The sequence below is a fragment of the Simplicispira sp. genome (assembly GCF_028687295.1).
GTDB classification, from domain to species: Bacteria; Pseudomonadota; Gammaproteobacteria; order Burkholderiales; family Burkholderiaceae_C; genus Simplicispira; species Simplicispira metamorpha.
Map to the genome: position 1 here is coordinate 1 of NZ_JAQUAL010000063.1, position 17,865 is coordinate 17,865.

20 protein-coding genes are annotated in these 17,865 nt (G+C 65.9%); 10 read left to right on the plus strand and 10 right to left on the minus strand.

Annotated elements, in window-relative coordinates:
* The coding region (locus PHX69_RS08780) for a TetR/AcrR family transcriptional regulator (RefSeq protein ID WP_288043353.1) at window positions 1-521 on the minus strand (521 nt) is incomplete at its 3' end.
* A 200-nt stretch (window positions 522-721) separates the two neighbouring features.
* Between PHX69_RS08780 and PHX69_RS08785 the strand changes: the two genes are divergently transcribed.
* A complete protein-coding gene (locus tag PHX69_RS08785) occupies window positions 722-1,165 on the plus strand; it encodes a flavin reductase family protein (RefSeq protein WP_502958506.1) in 444 nt (147 codons plus the stop codon).
* A 35-nt stretch (window positions 1,166-1,200) separates the two neighbouring features.
* On the opposite strand, the gene minE is transcribed toward PHX69_RS08785, so the two are convergent.
* Genes minE through minC form a run of 3 tightly spaced genes read right to left on the minus strand, consistent with a single transcriptional unit; the run spans window position 1,201 to window position 3,098 of the window.
* On the minus strand, window positions 1,201-1,464 hold the full coding sequence (minE, locus tag PHX69_RS08790) for a cell division topological specificity factor MinE (protein WP_119012073.1): 264 nt from the start codon (window positions 1,462-1,464) through the stop codon (window positions 1,201-1,203).
* A 7-nt stretch (window positions 1,465-1,471) separates the two neighbouring features.
* A complete protein-coding gene (minD, locus tag PHX69_RS08795) occupies window positions 1,472-2,287 on the minus strand; it encodes a septum site-determining protein MinD (RefSeq protein WP_119012072.1) in 816 nt (271 codons plus the stop codon).
* 43 nt (window positions 2,288-2,330) lie between these two features.
* The gene (gene minC, locus PHX69_RS08800; protein ID WP_119012071.1) at window positions 2,331-3,098 is read right to left on the minus strand and encodes a septum site-determining protein MinC; all 768 of its coding nucleotides are present in this window, start codon (window positions 3,096-3,098) and stop codon (window positions 2,331-2,333) included.
* A gap of 130 nt (window positions 3,099-3,228) precedes the next feature.
* On the opposite strand from minC, the gene PHX69_RS08805 reads away from it, so the two are divergent.
* On the plus strand, window positions 3,229-4,143 hold the full coding sequence (locus tag PHX69_RS08805; protein WP_119012070.1) for a DMT family transporter: 915 nt from the start codon (window positions 3,229-3,231) through the stop codon (window positions 4,141-4,143).
* Window positions 4,144-4,198: 55 nt separating this feature from the next.
* On the opposite strand, the gene uraH is transcribed toward PHX69_RS08805, so the two are convergent.
* Both uraH and PHX69_RS08815 read right to left on the minus strand, forming a co-directional pair.
* Complete coding sequence (gene uraH, locus PHX69_RS08810; protein ID WP_288043355.1) at window positions 4,199-4,612, minus strand: hydroxyisourate hydrolase; 414 nt, start codon at window positions 4,610-4,612, stop codon at window positions 4,199-4,201.
* A gap of 55 nt (window positions 4,613-4,667) precedes the next feature.
* Window positions 4,668-5,201 (minus strand): GlcG/HbpS family heme-binding protein, encoded by a 534-nt coding sequence (locus PHX69_RS08815; RefSeq protein WP_288043356.1) that lies wholly within the window; start codon window positions 5,199-5,201, stop codon window positions 4,668-4,670.
* 148 nt (window positions 5,202-5,349) lie between these two features.
* Between PHX69_RS08815 and PHX69_RS08820 the strand changes: the two genes are divergently transcribed.
* From PHX69_RS08820 to PHX69_RS08845, 6 genes are all read left to right on the plus strand, one after another.
* The gene (locus PHX69_RS08820; RefSeq protein WP_288043357.1) at window positions 5,350-6,021 is read left to right on the plus strand and encodes a heavy metal response regulator transcription factor; all 672 of its coding nucleotides are present in this window, start codon (window positions 5,350-5,352) and stop codon (window positions 6,019-6,021) included.
* Window positions 6,018-7,385, plus strand: coding sequence for a heavy metal sensor histidine kinase (locus tag PHX69_RS08825; protein ID WP_119012066.1), 1,368 nt, complete (start codon window positions 6,018-6,020; stop codon window positions 7,383-7,385). Before PHX69_RS08820 ends, PHX69_RS08825 begins: the two co-directional genes overlap by 4 nt.
* A 162-nt stretch (window positions 7,386-7,547) precedes the next feature.
* Entirely contained in the window at window positions 7,548-8,897 is a 1,350-nt protein-coding gene (gene fahA / locus PHX69_RS08830) for a fumarylacetoacetase (RefSeq protein ID WP_119012065.1), read from the plus strand.
* A gap of 169 nt (window positions 8,898-9,066) precedes the next feature.
* A complete protein-coding gene (locus tag PHX69_RS08835) occupies window positions 9,067-10,371 on the plus strand; it encodes a solute carrier family 23 protein (protein ID WP_119012201.1) in 1,305 nt (434 codons plus the stop codon).
* A 106-nt stretch (window positions 10,372-10,477) separates the two neighbouring features.
* Complete coding sequence (scpC, locus tag PHX69_RS08840) at window positions 10,478-11,995, plus strand: succinyl-CoA:acetate CoA-transferase ScpC (RefSeq protein WP_288043359.1); 1,518 nt, start codon at window positions 10,478-10,480, stop codon at window positions 11,993-11,995.
* Between the two features lie 153 nt (window positions 11,996-12,148).
* Window positions 12,149-12,571, plus strand: coding sequence for a hotdog fold thioesterase (locus PHX69_RS08845; protein ID WP_288043360.1), 423 nt, complete (start codon window positions 12,149-12,151; stop codon window positions 12,569-12,571).
* 50 nt (window positions 12,572-12,621) lie between these two features.
* Here the strand turns inward: PHX69_RS08845 and PHX69_RS08850 are convergent, their stop codons facing one another.
* The 4 genes from PHX69_RS08850 to PHX69_RS08865 form a co-directional block, all read right to left on the minus strand.
* Complete coding sequence (locus PHX69_RS08850; RefSeq protein WP_132750359.1) at window positions 12,622-13,074, minus strand: bacteriohemerythrin; 453 nt, start codon at window positions 13,072-13,074, stop codon at window positions 12,622-12,624.
* Between the two features lie 46 nt (window positions 13,075-13,120).
* Window positions 13,121-14,686, minus strand: coding sequence for a methyl-accepting chemotaxis protein (locus tag PHX69_RS08855; protein WP_288043361.1), 1,566 nt, complete (start codon window positions 14,684-14,686; stop codon window positions 13,121-13,123).
* A 167-nt stretch (window positions 14,687-14,853) separates the two neighbouring features.
* A complete protein-coding gene (locus PHX69_RS08860; RefSeq protein ID WP_288043362.1) occupies window positions 14,854-15,324 on the minus strand; it encodes a GNAT family N-acetyltransferase in 471 nt (156 codons plus the stop codon).
* 92 nt (window positions 15,325-15,416) lie between these two features.
* Entirely contained in the window at window positions 15,417-15,977 is a 561-nt protein-coding gene (locus PHX69_RS08865) for a cob(I)yrinic acid a,c-diamide adenosyltransferase (protein WP_119013604.1), read from the minus strand.
* Between the two features lie 161 nt (window positions 15,978-16,138).
* Here PHX69_RS08865 and PHX69_RS08870 point away from each other — a divergent pair, with 161 nt between their 5' ends.
* Both PHX69_RS08870 and PHX69_RS08875 read left to right on the plus strand, forming a co-directional pair.
* Entirely contained in the window at window positions 16,139-16,495 is a 357-nt protein-coding gene (locus PHX69_RS08870) for an EF-hand domain-containing protein (protein WP_241524956.1), read from the plus strand.
* A 144-nt stretch (window positions 16,496-16,639) separates the two neighbouring features.
* Window positions 16,640-17,865, plus strand: a 1,226-nt coding sequence (locus PHX69_RS08875; RefSeq protein WP_288043363.1) for an FAD-binding oxidoreductase, incomplete at its 3' end; no start/stop codon positions are given.

Genomic DNA, 17,865 nt, shown 5'->3' on the forward strand with positions numbered 1-17,865 from the left:
CAGGCGCGGGCGTACAGCGTGTAAAGCACCACCAGCGGGGGCAGCGACGGGTCGAGCACCCCTTGGGCCTGGGCCTGGGTGATCCACTGGCCCACCTGGTCACTCACGGCCACCAGCCCCTCAAGGTGGCTGGGGTTGGCCATCAAGACGGCGCGCAGCGATGAATTGCGGCTGGGCAGCAGCGGCATCTCGTGGGCCAGCAAGCGCTGTAGCGACCAGCGTACCAGCGCTTGCAGCTTGTCCAGCGGCGGCTGCTCGGGTGCCAGACTGTCCAGAAAAGTGCGCAGGCGACCCAAAATCTGCACCATGGCCGCGCAGCACAGCTCTTCCTTGCTACAGAAATGTTTATACAGGCTGGCCTTGGCAATGCCCACGGCCTGGGCCACATCATCCATGGTCATGGCGTCGTAGGCTTTGTCGCTCAACAGGCGGCAGGTGGACTGCAAGATTGCGTCCTCACGCGCCTGGTGCATCTGCTCCTTGAAAGAGACTTTGGGTTGCGGCGTTTGCATGGTTGCCATCTTATTCATTGCGGTTGAAAAATAAATGACAAAGTTGTTTTGCAACCACGTCGTTCATATTGCAAACGGGCCGCTCTGCCCGCGCCCGCAACAGCACAACGATAATGGGCTCCCCTTTTCGATTCCGCCTGCCTGTGTCGCCTTCTGTACTGCCCCGTCCACCCAGTTTTTCTCACCGTGAGTTTCGCGATGCCTTGGGCATGTTTGCCACGGGGGTGACCATCGTCACGGCCCGCAGCGCCGCCGGTGAATTGGTGGGGCTCACGGCCAGTTCTTTCAACTCGGTGTCACTGACGCCGCCTCTGGTGCTGTGGAGCCTGGCGCACAAGGCCGCTTCCATGCCGGTGTTTGCCGCAGGATCGCACTACGCCATCAACGTGCTGTGTGCCGATCAGAAGGCGCTGGCCGAGCGCTTTGCCTCGCGCACAGAAGACCGCTGGGCCGGGGTGGCGCACACGCCCGGCGTGAGCGGTGCGCCGCTGCTCGATGGTGCGCTGGCCACGTTCGAGTGCTTCAACCGCAGCCGCTACGACGAAGGCGACCACGTGATTTTTGTCGGTGAGGTAGAGCGCTGCACCCACCGCGCAGGCGCTGCACCGCTGCTCTACCACGGCGGGCGCTTTTACACCGAGCACCCGCTCTGACTGCGGCAAACGGCCTGTGCAGGCCCCGATAGGGATCAGCGCCCGACTTCGGGCAGCTCGATCTTCACTTCCAGCACCTCCAGGTTTTCCTGGCGCTCCAGGTTGACCTTGATGTCATTGAGGCTGATGGAGACGTATTTGGAGATCACCTCCAGCAACTCGCGTTGCAACGCGGGCAGGTAGTCAGGGATCTCGGCGCTGCGGCCCGTGCGCTCGTGCGCCAAGATGATTTGCAGGCGCTCGCGGGCGACGGTGGCGGAGGTCTTTTTTTCTCCGAGAAACAGGGACAGCAAAGACATGGCCAGCCTACCTTCCGCCAAAGATGCGCTTGAAGAAGCTGGGCTTTTGCGCATCCGTGAAACGCAGCGGCCGCTCTTCGCCCAGAAAGCGTGCCACCACGTCCTGGTAGGCCTCGGCCACGTCAGTGCCTTTGAGGTGGATGGCGGGCAGGCCCTGGTTGGACGCTTGCAGCACCGCCTCGGATTCGGGGATCACACCGATGAGCGGAATGCGCAAAATATCCTGGATGTCTTCCAGCGACAGCATGTGGCCATCTTCGACCCGGCCCGGGTTGTAGCGCGTGATCAGCAGGTGCTCTTTGATGGGCTCGCCGCCGTCGATAGCGCGTTTCGTTTTGGAGCCCAGCATGCCCAGAATGCGATCGGAGTCGCGCACCGATGACACCTCGGGGTTGGTGATGACCAGGGCCTCATCGGCAAAGTGCATGGCCATGAGGGCGCCGCTTTCGATGCCAGCGGGCGAGTCGCACACGATGTACTCAAACCCCATGGCTGCCAGGTCTTTGAGCACTTTGCCCACGCCTTCAAGCACCAGCGCATCCTTGTCGCGCGTTTGCGAGGCGGCCAGGATGAACAGGTTGTCGCACTGCTTGTCCTTGATGAGCGCCTGGTTCAAGTTGGCTTCGCCCTGAATGACGTTGATGATGTCGTACACCACGCGCCGCTCACAGCCCATGATGAGGTCGAGGTTGCGCAGGCCGACGTCAAAGTCGATCACGGCGGTTTTGTGGCCGCGCAGCGCCAGGCCCGATGAAAAGGCGGCGCTGGTGGTGGTTTTGCCCACGCCACCTTTGCCAGAAGTCACGACGACAATTTTGGTCATGGGTTGAGATTCCTGTGAAATGGGGGCAGCTGAAAAAACAGGCTCATAGCGGTTCAATGAGCAGTTTTTCGCCATCGAGTCGCACCTGGGCGGGCTTGCCGGCAATCTCGGCAGGTATGGCCACTTCGGTGGTGCGGTAGATGCCGGCAATGGAGACCAGCTGGGGCTCCATGCAGGTCGTAAAAATGCGGGCGCTGGTGTCGCCGCGCGCTCCGGCAATGGCGCGCCCGCGCAGTGGGGCGTAGACGTGGACGTTGCCATCGGCAATCACTTCAGCGCCAAAGCTCACCATGGCCAGCACCACCAGATCAGCGCCGCGCGCATACACCTGCTGGCCCGAGCGCAAGGGCTTGTCCACCACCACGGTGCCGGGGCCCGGGATGGGCACTTCGCGCACCACCTCGACCACCTCTACTGTGTGGGTTGCTTCGGTTGGCGTGGGGGCGGGGTCGGACGGTGTGGGTTGCACACGCGCCGGTGGCGCCTCGGGGGCTGCCACCAGGCCCACAGCGTGCGCCGCTTCCATCTGCGCCGGGCTGCCGCCGCGCACGGCCACGGGCAGCGTGTGGTGTTGGCGCAAGAGGGCCGACACCGCAGCAAAGTCGATGGGTTCGTCGGCATCGCGCACCGGTGCCAGATCAATCAGCACGGGGTCGTTGTCGAAAAAACCGGGGTCGTCTGCCAGGCGCCGGGCCAGGTCTGCAGCCAGCACCTCGGTGTTGGTGGTCTTGAGCACCACAGCCACCACCGGCAGCGAAGCGCTCTTGAGGTCAAAGCTGGCGCGGGACTGGCCCGCAGTGTCAATGGCCATGGGGTGGACTGGTGCGTTAGGGAGGGGCAAAAAAGATGCGCTCTGAAGGCGCAAAGTGTACCGCGCGCCTGCTGCGGCAGGTGTGTCTGAACATGTCTGCCAGTGCGCTGGTCTGCTTGGATAATGCCGCATGCCTTTTGCCCGCAAATCCCATCTCGATGCCCTGGCGATGTCGCTGTTGTTGGCTTGTTGCCTGTTCTGGGGCTTGCAGCAGGTGCTGGTCAAGGCCACTGTGGCAGAAGTGGCACCGGTGTTCCAGGCTTTTGTGCGTTTTGCCCTGGCCACGCTGGCCCTGGTGCTGTGGTGCCGCTGGCGTGGCATTGCGCTGTGGCGGCGCGACCACGCGCTGGGCCCGGGTCTGTTGGCCGGTGCGTTGTTTGCCGCAGAGTTTGTTTGCCTGTACACGGGGCTGCGCTACACCACCGCCTCGCGCCTGACGGTGTTTTTGTACAGCGCGCCTTTTTGGGTGGCGCTGCTGCTGCCGCATTTTGTGCCCGGCGAGCGCTTGCGGGGCCTGCAATGGCTGGGGCTGGCGGCTGCCTTCATGGGCGTGACCTGGGCGCTGGGCGATGGCCTGTGGGGTGCAGCCCGTGCAGCGCAGCCGCTGGCTTGGCTGGGCGATGTGCTGGGGCTGCTGGGCGGCCTGCTCTGGGCGCTGACCACGGTGGTCATCCGCAGCACGCCTTTGGGCGGCATCGCCCCGGAAAAGCAGCTGTTCTATCAGGTGGCCGTGAGCACAGCGGTGCTGCCGCTGGTGTCGCTGGCGCTGGGCGAGCGCTGGAGCCTGGATATCAGCGCCTTTGCTGCCACCTCGCTGCTGGTGCAGGCGCTGGTCGGGGCGTTTGCCAGCTACCTGGCCTGGATGTGGATGCTGGCGCATTACCCGGCCACAAAAATTTCGGTGTTCGTCTTCCTCACGCCGGTGTTTGCGCTGCTGTTTGGCGCCTGGTGGCTGGGCGAGCCGGTCACGCTGCCCCTGGTGGGGGCGCTGGTGCTGGTGGCCGCAGGGATCGTGCTGGTGAACTGGCGTCCCGCCGCGCGCTGAAGTTCCCTGCGCACCCGCCCGGCACCGGCGATCGCACCGGGCCTGGCGCGCCGCCTCAGTTGCCGCGGTAGGTCGAGAAACCGTAGGGGCTCAGCAGCAGCGGGATGTGGTAGTGGGGCACGGTGCCATCTGCGGCAAAGATCACGGGCACTTCAGGAAAAAAGGTGCTGGCCTTGTTTTTGGCAAACCAATCGCCGGTCTGGAAGGTGACGCGGTAGGTGCCTTTTTCCATGGCCTTGCCTTCGGGGAAGAGGGCCGTGATGCGGCCTTGCTCGTTGGTGGTGCCGCTGTTCAGGGCCGTCCAGTCCTTGCCGCTTTGTTTTTCCAGCAGCACTTTCACGCCCGGCGAGGGCAAGCCGTCTTGCAGGTTGAGCACGTGCACGCTCAGGGGGTTGCCCGCGGCAAAGGCGATGGCAGAAGCACCGCACAAAGCGATGCCAGCGCACAGGGATTTGAGAGAACAGGTCATGGTCAGGTTTCCTGGGGTTGCGGTTGAGGGAGAAAGCGGGTCAGTCGTCACAAAATCAGGGGGCTGGCGCAGGTGCTGCACTGGGCATCACTTGGGCGATGGCCTGGAGGGCGCAGGCTTCGTCCTGCGCGGCACCGCCCGCGCCGCCCACGCCGATGGCGCCAATCACGTCCTTGCCCACGGTCAGCGGCACACCGCCGCCGATCAGCAGCAAGGAGCCGATGGTGTTGAGGTTGTGCGCATCGGGGTTGGCCCGGGCGTTGGTGGCCAGCAGGCGCGTGGGCGTCTTGGTCGATAGCGCGGTGAACGCCTTGCGCTGCGCTGCCTCGGTGTTGTGCGGGCCCACGCTGTCATCGCGCTGCACGGCGATCAGGTTGCCGCCCCGGTCTACCACCGCTGCCACGGCGGAGCGGCCTTCGGCGTGGCAGGCGGCCAAGGTGGCATGGACCAGCGCATTGGCCAGTGCCAGCGAGACATTGGGCTGGTGTGCGATGGGCGCCGGTGCGGGCGGAGCTGCCAGGGCGCTGGTGGCGGCGCAGGCGCACAGGGCAAAGGCGGTCAAGGTCAGGGGGACAGTGCGCAACAGCATGGGCGGGTTCCTTTCAGGGGCTTCGGACAGCGAAGACCTGTGATGGTGCCCATCCCACCCCGTCAAAACGATGGCACGGGGATTACAAAATTGTCATCCCCGCCCGCACCGAATGCGCCTAACCTTGGCCCCCTGGAGGCATACGCACATGCGCATATTGGTGGTGGAAGACGAGGTCAAGGCCGCAGACTACCTGCGCAAGGCACTGGGCGAATCGGGGTATCTGGTCGAGGTGGCGCACAACGGCATCGACGGCCAGTTTCTGGCGCAGGAGAGCGCGTTCGACCTGGTCATCCTGGACGTGATGCTGCCAGGCATCGACGGCTGGCAGCTGTTGCAGATCATCCGGCGCACCAGCCAGACGCCCGTGCTGTTCCTGACGGCGCGCGACGCCGTGGAAGACCGCGTCAGGGGCCTGGAGCTGGGTGCAGATGACTACCTGGTCAAGCCGTTTTCGTACGCCGAGCTGCTGGCGCGCGTGCGCACCTTGCTGCGCCGGGGGCCGCCGCGCGAGGTGGCCCAGTTCCAGGTGGCCGATTTGCAGCTCGATGTGCTGCGCCGGCGCGTCACGCGGGCGGGCGAGCGCATCACGCTGACCAACAAAGAGTTTGCGCTGCTGCACCTGCTGATCAGCCGCGAGGCCGAGGTGCTCTCGCGCGCGCAGATCGCCTCGCAGGTCTGGCACATGAACTTTGACAGCGACACCAACGTGGTGGATGTCGCCATCCGGCGCCTGCGCGCCAAGGTGGATGACCCCTACCCGCTCAAGCTGATCCACACCGTGCGCGGCATGGGCTACACGCTGGAGGTGCCGGCATGAGGCTGTGGCCGCGCGCGCTGGCCCTGCGGCTGGCGCTGCTGTTTGCCCTGGCCAGTGCCCTGGTGCTGGGCGTGCTGGGCCTGTACCTGTACCAGTCGCTGGAGCGCGAAATTGCCTGGCGTGACGACCAGGCGCTGGTGGGGCGCATCGAGCGCATGCGCGCGCTGCTGGACGACACCGCCAGCATCGAAGCCCTGCAACTGCGCCCCCAGCTCTACGCCAACATGCTGGGCAACCGCGAGAACCTGCTGTGGGTGCTCGACAGTGCGGGCCAGCCGCTCATCGAGGTCAACCCGGCGCATCTGGCCGTGCCAGTGCTGGCGCGCCACGCTGCCGTGCAATTGGGCGAAGGCGGCGGCGCTGTGCCCTCGCGGTTGGCCTGGCTGCATGTGCGCCACGGGGATCGCGACCTGACGCTGGTGGCTGGCAAGCTGCTGGCCGAGCGCACGCAGATGCTAGCCGCCTACCGCACCAAGCTGTGGCTGGCGCTGGGCACGGGCGCGCTGCTGGCGTTTGCACTGGGCTGGGCGCTGAGCCAGCGCAGCCTGCGCCCGGTGCGTGACCTGGCAGCGCGCGCCGCCGCCATCGACGTACAGCACCTGCACCTGCGCGTGGAGGGGTTTGAGCAGGTGCACGAGTTGCAGCACCTGGGCCAGGCCCTGAACCACATGCTGGCGCGCCTGGAGGACGGTTTTGGCCGCCTGTCGCGCTTTTCTGAAGACCTGGCGCACGAGATGCGCACGCCCCTGAACAACCTGCTGGGCCACACCCAGTGGGCCTTGCGCAAAGAACGCCCGCCCCAGGAGTACCAAAGCCTGCTGGCCTCGCACCTGGAAGAGTACGAGCGCCTGGCCCGCATGATCGACAACATGCTGTTTCTGGCCCGCGCCGAGCAGCCCGATGCCGCCGTGGACCGCGCACCCGTCGCGCTGCAAGACACGGTGGCGCAGTTGTGCGACTACTTCGAGGGCATGGCCGAGGAGCGCGGCATCGTGCTGGTCAACGCGGCCCACGGCACGCTGCACGCCGACCCGCAGCTGCTGCGCCGCGCACTGGCCAACCTGATTGCCAACGCCCTGCGCTACGGCAGCGCCGACAGCCCCGTGCGCATCGCCAGCGGGCCATGCGCGGGCGGCACCGAGATCACTGTGAGCAACCAGGGCACCCCCATCGCCCCCGAGCACCTGCCCCGGCTGTTTGACCGCTTTTACCGCTGCGACCCGGCGCGCGCGCAGCCGGGCGACTCGGGTGGCTTGGGGCTGGCCATCGTGCGCTCCATCATGCAGCTGCACGGCGGCAGTGTGCGGGTGGACAGCGACGCCAGCGGCACACGCTTTGTGCTGGTGTTTGTGCAGCGCACCTGATGCCGCCGATTCCCCGGCAAAATCCCCCGCTGATTGCCCCTTTAGCCCGGCGCCGCAGGCACCACAATGTGGGCGACAGGTGTCGCGCGCGACACCTGGTACGGCACCGTGGCCCGGCCATCGCCCAAGCCACCCTCTTTTTTACCCAGAAAGTCTGATCGCATGACCGCACTGAACCACACCCACGATCCCGCAGCCCGCAGCTGGGTGGCCTCGGCCAATACGCCCGGCACCGACTTCCCCATCCAGAACCTGCCCCTGGCCGTGTTCCGCCACTACCAGGAAGACGAAGCGTTTCGCGGTGGCGTGGCCATTGGCGACCAGGTGATCGACCTGGCCCGGGTGGTGGTGGTGGGCTGCCTCGAAGGTTTGGCCGCAGAAGCAGCCCTGGCTGGCGCTTACCACAACCTCAACGTGCTGATGGCCCTGGGCCCCAAGGCCTGGCAAGCGCTGCGCCACGGCCTGTTCGACCTGCTCAAGGAAGGCGCTGAAGGCCCCAAGGTCGAAGCCCTGCGCAGCTGCCTGGTGCCGCAAGTGGCCGTGGAATACAACGTGCCCGCACAAATCGGCGACTACACCGACTTCTACACCTCCGTCCACCACTCGGCCAACATCGGCAAGATCATGCGCGGCGACAACGGCACCGACCCCGTGCTGCCCAACTTCCGCTGGATTCCCGTGGGCTACCACGGCCGCGTCTCCAGCATTGGCGTCAGTGGCCAGGAAGTGCGCCGCCCGTTGGGCCAATACATGCCCGCTGGTGCCACGGCTCCCGAGTTCGGCCCATGCAAGCGCCTGGACTATGAGCTGGAAGTCGGCATGTACATCGGCCAGGGCAACGCGCTGGGTGAGGCCATTGCCCTGGGCGAAGCCGACCAGCACATCTTCGGCATTTGCTTGCTCAACGACTGGTCGGCGCGCGACATCCAGGCCTGGGAATACCAGCCCCTGGGCCCGTTCCTGGCCAAGAACTTTGCCACCACCGTCTCGCCCTGGATCGTGACCATGGAGGCCCTGGCCCCCTACCGTCAGGCCTGGGAGCGCCCCGCTGCCGATCCCAAGCCACTGCCCTACCTCGATGACGCCAGCAACAACGCCGAGGGCGCGCTGGACATCCAGCTCGAAGTGCTGCTGCAAACGCCCCAGCGCACCGCTGCGGGCGCTGGCCCGGTGCGCGTGTCGCAAACGAGCTTCCGCCACCAGTACTGGACGGCTGCGCAAATGGTGGCCCACCACACCGTGGGCGGCTGCAACCTGCAGCCCGGCGATCTGCTGGGCTCGGGCACCATCTCCGGCCCCACGCCCTCCGAGGCCGGCGCCCTGATCGAGCTGACCAAGGGGGGCCGTGAGCCCGTCACCCTGAGCGGCCCTGGCGCCCCCGACGAGCAGCGCGGCTTCCTGGAAGATGGCGACACCGTCATCCTGCGCGGCTGGTGCGAAAAAGCCGGTGCGGCGCGCATCGGTTTTGGCGAATGCCGTGGCACCGTGCTGCCCGCCCGCAGCGTGGCCTGAACCACGGGCGCCGCACCGTGCGGCATGGTTTTGAGGTCTTTCTGGCCTCAAAGCCACGCGCGGTAAGCGCTAACAGCTATTGAATAAATAGCAAAAAACAAGGACGGCCTGGCCGTCCTTGTCGCATTTGGGCGTAGCATTTCAGCCTTTCACCATCTGGAAAACCACCATGGGACTGCTGAAATGGCGCGAGAAAAGCGCGGATGTACTACTGCAAGGCGGCGTGATCGGCCCCGACGAGCGCCTGCCCTGGGCGCAAACGGGCGCCATGGGCGTGCAGCACGTGATTGCCATGTTTGGCTCCACCGTGCTGGCGCCCATCCTGATGGGGTTTGACCCCAACCTGGCCATTTTGATGAGCGGCATCGGCACGCTGATCTTCTTTCTGATTACGGGCGGCAAGGTGCCCAGCTACCTGGGGTCGAGCTTTGCCTTCATCGGCGTGGTGATTGCCGCCACGGCCTATGGCGGCAAAGGCCCCAACGCACAAATCGGCCTGGCGCTGGGCGGCATCATCGCCTGCGGCCTGATCTACACGCTCATTGGCGTGGTGGTGCAGGTGCTGGGCACGGGCTGGATAGAGCGCTTCATGCCGCCCGTGGTCACGGGCGCCGTGGTGGCGGTGATCGGGCTGAACCTGGCGGGTATTCCGGTCAAGAACATGGCCGCCAGCAACTTTGACAGCTGGATGCAGGCGCTGACGTTTGTCTGCGTCGGGCTGGTGGCGGTGCTCACGCGCGGCATGGTGCAGCGCTTGCTGATTCTGGTGGGCCTGATCGTCTCCAGCCTGCTGTATGCGCTGCTGGCCAACGGCCTGGGCCTGGGCAAGGCGCTCGATGGGTCGGCGGTGGCAGCGGCGCCGTGGCTGGGGTTGCCCAGCTTCTCGGCCCCCGTGTTCAGCGGCCCGGCCATGCTGCTGATTGCGCCCGTGGTGGTGATTCTGGTGGCCGAAAACCTGGGCCACATCAAGGCCGTGACGGCCATGACCGGCAAGAACCTCGACCAATACATGGGCCGCGCCTTCATTGGTGACGGCATTGCCACCATGGTCAGTGGCGCAGCAGGCGGCACCGGCGTGACCACCTATGCCGAGAACATCGGCGTGATGGCGGCCACCAAAATCTACTCCACCGCAGTGTTCTTGGCGGCGGCGCTGATTGCCGTGCTGCTGGGCTTTTCGCCCAAGTTTGGCGCCGTGATCCAGTCCATTCCGTTGCCGGTGATGGGCGGCGTCTCCATCGTTGTGTTCGGGCTGATTGCCGTGGCCGGGGCCAAAATCTGGGTGGACAACCGGGTGGACTTCTCGGACAACAAAAACCTCATCGTGGCCGCTGTCACGCTCATCCTGGGCACGGGCGATTTCACGCTCAAGTTTGGCGACTTTGCCCTGGGCGGCATCGGTACCGCCACGTTTGGCGCCATCGTGTTGCACGCGCTGCTCAACCGCTCCGGCACCGCTGCGCCGACTCGGTAAAAACCCTGTCAGGGCAAACCCTGATAGCGCAAGGTGTGCCGGATAGAATCCGCAACTTTCGCACGCCGCAGCCTGCGGCGCCCAGCACATCTTGCGGAGTTTTTCCATGTCCTTGGCCGATCGGGTACGCCACCCAGACTTTCTCCAGCGCGCCATGTCAGCCGACGAGGCGGCAGCGCTTATTCCTGCCGGTGCCAATGTGGGCATGAGCGGTTTTACCGGCGCGGGCTACCCCAAGGCGGTGCCCATGGCGCTGGCGCGGCGCATCGAGGCGCTGCACGCCCAGGGCCAGCCGTTCAAGATCGGCCTGTGGACGGGCGCCTCCACGGCGCCAGAGCTGGACGGCGCGCTGGCCAAGGTCGGCGGCATTGAAATGCGCATGCCCTACCAGTCCGACCCGGCCTGCCGCCAGCGCATCAATGCCGGGCAGATGCAGTACATGGACATCCACCTCTCGCACATGGCGCAGTTTGTCTGGTTCGGTTTTCTGGGCAAGCTCGATGTGGCGGTGGTGGAGGTGGCCGGCGTGCTGCCCGACGGGCGCCTGATTCCGTCGTCCTCGGTGGGCAACAACAAGACCTGGCTGGACCAGGCCGACAAAATCATCCTGGAGGTCAACGACCTGCAAAACCCCGGCCTGGAAGGGATGCACGACATCTACTACGGCACCGACCGCCCGCCGCACCGCAAGCCCATCCCCATGACCGCGCCCGATGAGCGCATTGGCGAGCCCTACCTGCGCTGCGACCTGAGCAAGGTGATTGCCGTGGTGCACACCAGCCAGTCCGACCGCAACTCCACGTTTGCCGCACCCGATGCGGTGTCCGAGCAGATTGCCGGGCACATCATCGAGTTCATGCAGCAGGAGGTGAAGCTGGGCCGCCTGCCCGCCAACCTGCTGCCGCTGCAATCGGGCGTGGGCAACATCGCCAACGCGGTGCTGGCCGGGTTGAACCAAGGGCCGTTTGAGAACCTCACCGCCTACACCGAAGTGCTGCAAGACGGCATGCTGGACATGCTGCGCAGCGGCAAGCTGGCCAGCGCCTCGGCCACGGCGCTGTCGCTGAGCCCGGCGGCGCTGGAAGACTTCACGCGCAACATCGACTTCTACCGCCAGCGCATCGTGCTGCGCCCGCAAGAGATCAGCAACCACCCCGAGCTGGTGCGCCGCCTGGGCGTGATCGCCATGAACGCCATGATCGAGGCCGACATCTACGGCAACGTCAACTCCACGCACATCATGGGCACCAGCATCATGAACGGCATCGGCGGCTCGGGCGACTTTGCGCGCAACGGCTACCTGTCGTTCTTCATGACGCCCTCGGTGGCCAAGGGCGGCGCCATCTCGTGCATCGTGCCCATGGCCTCGCACGTGGACCACACCGAGCACGATGTGCAGGTCATCGTTACCGAGCAGGGCCTGGCCGATTTGCGCGGCCTCTCGCCCACGCAGCGCGCCGAACTCATCATCGACAAATGCGCCCACCCGGACTTTCGCCCCGCCCTGCGCGACTACCTGGAGCGCGCGCGCCACAGCGGCGGTGGCCAGCACACGCCGCACCTGCTGCCCGAGGCGCTGTCGTGGCACCAGCGCTTTGTCGAAACCGGCACCATGCGCGGCTGATGCGCTGGCGCCCAGCGCCACACCGCTCCTGCCGCAGTGCCCGCCCCGGCCTGCGGCGCCCCCCGGCCCGGGGGCGCGCAAGTGACAGGGCCGGTGCCCCCCGCGCCAGATAATGCCGCCTTGTTGTGACCCGCCACCGCCTGAAGAAAACCCATGCCGATCTGGAAAAAACCCCTCTCCCTGGCCGCCATCCAACAGTCTGGCGCCAACACCGCCATCTCGCACCTGGGCATTGAAATTACCGAGGTGGGCGATGATTTTTTGTGCGGCCGCGTGCCGGTGGACCACCGCACCAAGCAGCCGTTTGGCCTGCTGCACGGCGGCGTCAGCGTGGTGCTGGCCGAGACGCTGGGCTCCATGGGTGCCAACTACGCCAGCCCCGAAGGCCACCGCGTGGTGGGCCTGGACATCAACGCCAACCACATCCGCGCCGCCACCAGCGGCTGGGTCACGGGCACGGCCCGCGCTGTGCATGTGGGGCGCACCACGCAGGTCTGGCAGATCGACATGGTCAACGACGCGGGTGAACTGACCTGCGTATCGCGCATCACCATGGCCGTGCTGGCGCCGCGCTGATTTCAAGCCAAAACAGCCTCAGGCGCCCGTCCAATGGGCGCAAGCAGCTACTAATTCAGTAGCGCAGCCGGGCGCCGCGAATGCGCCACTGTCCGGCCCTCGCGGTCTTTTTGCCGGATGAAACCCACCATCTCCTTGTCGTAGCGCCGGATGTGCAGCGACAGCCAGTCGCGCAGCAGCGTCGAGAGCTGCGCCGCCACGGTAATGCCCCCGCTTTGGTACTTGGTGCGCAGGCCGTGCAGATCGGCCACAAACAGCGCGTGCCCTTTTTGGTGCTGCTCCAGGTGCGGATAGCCCAGGGCTGCCATCTGCTGCTCTTCGCGCTGGATGTGCTGCACCGTGTCGTGGATCAGCGCCTCCAGCAGCGCGCCCACCACCTCTTGGCCGCGCCCCTCCGTGGTGGCGGTGTGCAGGGCATTGACCTGTTCCACCAGCTTGCGGTGGTCTTGGTCGATGGGGCCGTTGTCGATCACCATGTCATCTGCCCATTGGAAATAAGCCATCTGTGGTTCTCCTGTGTGTGCCAAATCTGCCCCGGCCCCCAGGCGTTCAGCCTGCCAAGGCCCGCTGACCGGACGCGCCGGTCTTGAAAACGCTCACTACCTGCACCAGCGTCTGCGCCTGGTGCTCCAGCGACTGCGCGGCCGCTGCCGCCTCTTCCACCAGCGCGGCGTTGGACTGCGTGACCTGGTCCATCTGCACCATGGCCTGGTTGATCTGGTCGATGCCCGTGGTCTGGTCTTGGCTGGCCAGGCTGATCTCGCCCATGATGTCGGCCACGCGGCGCACGCTGACCACGATCTCGTCCATGGTACTGCCCGCCTGTTCGACCAGCGTGCAGCCCGCGCTGACGTTGTCCACCGAGGCAGAGATCAGCTCCTTGATCTCCTTGGCCGCTACAGCGCTGCGCCCGGCCAGGCTGCGCACCTCGCTGGCCACCACGGCAAAGCCACGGCCTTGTTCACCGGCGCGGGCCGCTTCCACAGCGGCATTGAGCGCCAGGATGTTGGTTTGGAAGGCAATGCCGTCGATCACGCCAATGATGTCGGCGATCTTGCGCGACGAGGCGTTGATGGCCTCCATGGTGTCCACCACCTGCGCCACCACGGCGCCGCCCTTGGCGGCCACCTGCGCGGCAGATTCGGCCAACTCGTTGGCGTGCTTGCCGCTGTCAAAGTTGTGCTTCACGGTGCCAGCCAGCTCCTGCATGGATGCTGCCGTTTGCTCCAGCGCGCTGGCCTGCTCCTCGGTGCGCGAGGACAAGTCCTGGTTGCCCGCCGCAATCTGGCTGGTGGCGGTGGCAATGGTGTCGGTGCCACTGCGCACTTGGGAGACGATGTTTTGCAGGTTGTGGTTCATGTCGCGCAGGGCTTGCAGCAGCTCGCTGGTTTCATCGCGGCCTGCTACCGCGATGTGGCTGCCCAGATCGCCCGCCGCCACCGTCTGGGCCACCTGCACCGCACGGCGCAGCGGCACCGTGATGGAGCGCGTAATCCAGTACGCCAGCACCGAGCCCAGCGCCAGGCCCGACAGCCCCAGCGCCAGCATCACCCAGCTGGAGTTGCGGATGTCGCCCAGCACCTCGGTGCTGCTGTTGGCAACGATGCGCTTTTGCAGTGCCGTCAGGCCGTTGATGGGCTCTTGCAAGGCGTCCAGCGCGGGCAGGGTTTCGGACTTGATGAGTGCAATGGCATCGTCTCTGGCGCCGCCATCGACCAGCCCGATCACGCGGGTGAACGACTGCACATACTGGCCGCGTTTGTCCTTGAGCTGTGCCAGCAGGGCTTTGCCCTCGGGCAGGTGCACCAGCTTGTCCAGCGTGGCGACGGCCTCGTCAATGGTTTTTTTGTTGGTGGCAATGGCCGCCTTGATGGCTTGCAGGTGCTGTGCGTCGGTGGCCAGCACCAGCTCCATGGTGCGCCGGGCGTTGGCCCGGGTGGTGGTGTCGATCACGTTGGCGGCCTCGGCCTTGACCCAGTCTTCCTCAATGATGCGGCTGTTGACCGTGCCCACCGTGCCAAAGCGCACCAGCCCGATCACGACCACGCCCAGCATCATCACGATCAGCAGGCCAAAAGCCAGCCCCAGCCGGGTACCAATTTTCCAGTCGCTCATCTGCATTTGTCTTCCTTGTTCTCCAAAACCATCCAGCGCCGGTGCGGTTGCACCGGGCATATTCTGATACGTTTTCCGGATGTGTTCGCAGCGCTGGCCTGGGGCTGCGTCAGATGAAGGCAAAAAACGACTGTAGCGCCCTGCCAGTGTGCGCAAGCAGCTATCAATCAAGGAGCGTGCAGTGGCTTGCCCATGCGCGCGTTGGCCAGCACCACGCCGCGCACGGTCACTTGCTGGCGCGCCTCCAGCACAAAGCCGCTGCGGCGAAAAAATGGCTCGGCGCTGAGGCTGACCTGCGCCCACAGCCGGGGCATGCGGGCCTGCGCCGCCGTGTGGTGGATCTGCGCCATCAGTGTCCGCGCCACGCCGCGCCCGGCCCAATCGCCCGCCACAAAAAATTGGTCGATGTAGCCCGAGGGCTGCACATCGGCAAAACCGGCGATGGCGCCATCCACCTCGGCCACAAAAGGCTGGTTGGCGCGCAGGCGCTCGGCCCACTGCACGGCGTCGTATTCACTGGGTGCCCAAGCGTGCAACTGCGCCGCGCTGTAGTCCAGGCGGGCGAGTTGGTGGACAGAGGAATAAAAGACCGCGCGCAGAGCCGACGCATCGCCGGGGCGGAAGGGGCGGATGTGCATGGCAGGATTATGGGTAAAAAACGACTCCAGGCCCATGCTGGTGTGCGCTGGCAGCTATCAAAAGATGACTGCACGGCAGCGCTCAGCCGGGCTTATTCCGCCTGCGCCAGCCGGGCGCTTTTCCAGTACACGTCGTCGCCGCCGTCCATGCGGTTGAGCACGCGCGCCAGCACAAACATCAGGTCAGACAGGCGGTTGAGGTAGTGGCGCGGCGCCTCGCGCACCGCCTCCTGCGCGCCCAGGGCCACCACGGCGCGCTCGGCGCGGCGTGCCACGGTGCGGCACACATGGGCCTGCGCAGCAGCGCGCGTGCCAGCGGGCAGGATGAACTCTTGCAGGCGTGGCAGCGCGGCGTTGTGCGTGGCCAGCGCCTGGTCCAGCTGCAACACGGCCTCTTCCTTGAGCAGCTCAAAGCCGGGGATGGACAGCTCTCCGCCCAGGTTGAACAGCTGGTGCTGCACGTCGATCAGCAGCTCGCGCACGTCGCCCGGCAGCGTCTCGCACAGCAGCAGGCCCAGGTGCGAGTTCAGCTCGTCCACGTCGCCCATGGCCTGTACGCGCAGGTGGTGCTTGTGGACGCGCGTGTTGTCGCCCAGGCCGGTGGTGCCGTCGTCGCCGGTGCGGGTGGCAATTTGTGTCAATCGGTTGGCCATTGGTGTGCTCCTGGGGGATGAATACCGAATTGTGCGTTACACCGCGCGCGCAAATGTTGGCTGACGCAACAGCAGGCAAAACTGCTGGCCCTGCGCCCGTGGCTGGGGTGCAATGCAAATCTGTTCAACATTGATGGAGCAACCGATCCATGCACAAGACCATGCAACGACGCACCCACCCTTTCAACCCGCGCAGCGTGATGCTGTTTACTGCTTTGGCCATGGGTGGTGCGGCCGTTTTGCAAGCCCATGCAGCCCCGGGGGCAGATACCAAAACCGTGATCGGCCCGGCCCCCGCCACGCAGGCGGCCCCTTCCAAGTTCAGCGCCGGGCCCGGTGGCCCCGCTCCCTCGGCCAGCCGCACCGCCTTTGAGCGCGCCGATGCCAACCACGATGGCCAGCTCAGCACCCAGGAGGCAGCCACCTTGCCCGCCATCGGCAACCGCTTCGGGCCGCTGGACACCAACAAGAACGGTTTCCTGTCGTATGAAGAATTTGAACGGGGGGTGAAGTCCTGAGCACCTGACCCCCGCGCGGCGCCAAGGCCGCGCCCCTTTCCGGTAAAAAGTTGATAAGCGCAACGCCCTGGCGGGTTCTCGTCGGCCAGGGCGTTTTTGCGTGGGGCCGGTGGTATTCTTTTTGCCCTCTGCGGAAAGATTGTGATGAATACACCCACCCACCCGACCCCCTCGCCTTTGGTGCCACGCACCGTGCCCGCTGCCTTGCTGGAGGCGCTGGCTGCGCGCTTTGGCGCCCAGTGCTCCACGGCGAGCGCCGTGTGCGAGCAGCATGGCCGCGACGAAGGCTCGCTGGTCGCCCCGCCCCCCTCTGCCGTGGTGTTTGCGCACAGCACGCAAGACGTGCAAGACGCCGTGCGCCTGGCCGCGCAGTACGCCGTGCCGGTGATCCCCTACGGCGCGGGCTCGTCCCTCGAAGGCCACCTGCTGGCCGTGCAAGGCGGCATCAGCCTGGACGTGTCGCGCATGAACCAGGTGCTGAGCATCAACGCCGACGACCTCACGGTGACGGTGCAGCCCGGCATCACGCGCAAGGCGCTGAACGACGCCATCAAGGACACCGGCCTGTTCTTCCCGATTGACCCCGGCGCCGACGCCAGCATTGGCGGCATGACCGCCACGCGCGCCAGCGGCACCAACGCCGTGCGCTACGGCACCATGCGCGAGAACGTGCTGGCGCTGGAAGTGGTCACGGCCAGCGGCGAGGTCATTCGCACCGGCACGCGCGCCAAAAAGAGCAGCGCAGGCTACGACCTCACGCGCCTGCTGGTGGGCAGCGAGGGCACGCTGGGCGTGATGACCGAAATCACCGTCAAGCTGTACCCGCTGCCCGAGGCGGTGAGCGCAGCGATCTGCTCGTTCCCCAGCATCGAGGCGGCGGTGCGCACCACCATCCAGACCATCCAGCTGGGCGTGCCGATTGCGCGCGTGGAGCTGATCGACGCCAACAGCGTGCGCATGGTCAACGCGCACAGCAAGCTCAACCTGCGCGAAGAACCCATGCTGCTGATGGAGTTCCACGGCTCCAGCGCCAGCGTGCAGGAGCAGGCGCAAACCGTGCAGGAGATTGCCAGCGAGTTCGGCGGCAACGCTTTTGAATGGGCCAGCACCCCCGAGGAGCGCACCCGCCTGTGGACGGCGCGGCACAACACCTACTTTGCCGCCGTGCAAAGCCGCCCTGGCTGCCGCGCCATCAGCACCGACACCTGCGTGCCCATCAGCCGCCTGGCCGATTGCCTGCTCGACTCGGTGGCCGAGGCCGATGCCAGTGGCATCCCGTACTTTCTGGTCGGCCACGTGGGCGACGGCAACTTCCACTTCGGCTACCTGATCGACCCCGACAGCGCCGCAGAGCGCGCCAGCGCCGAGCA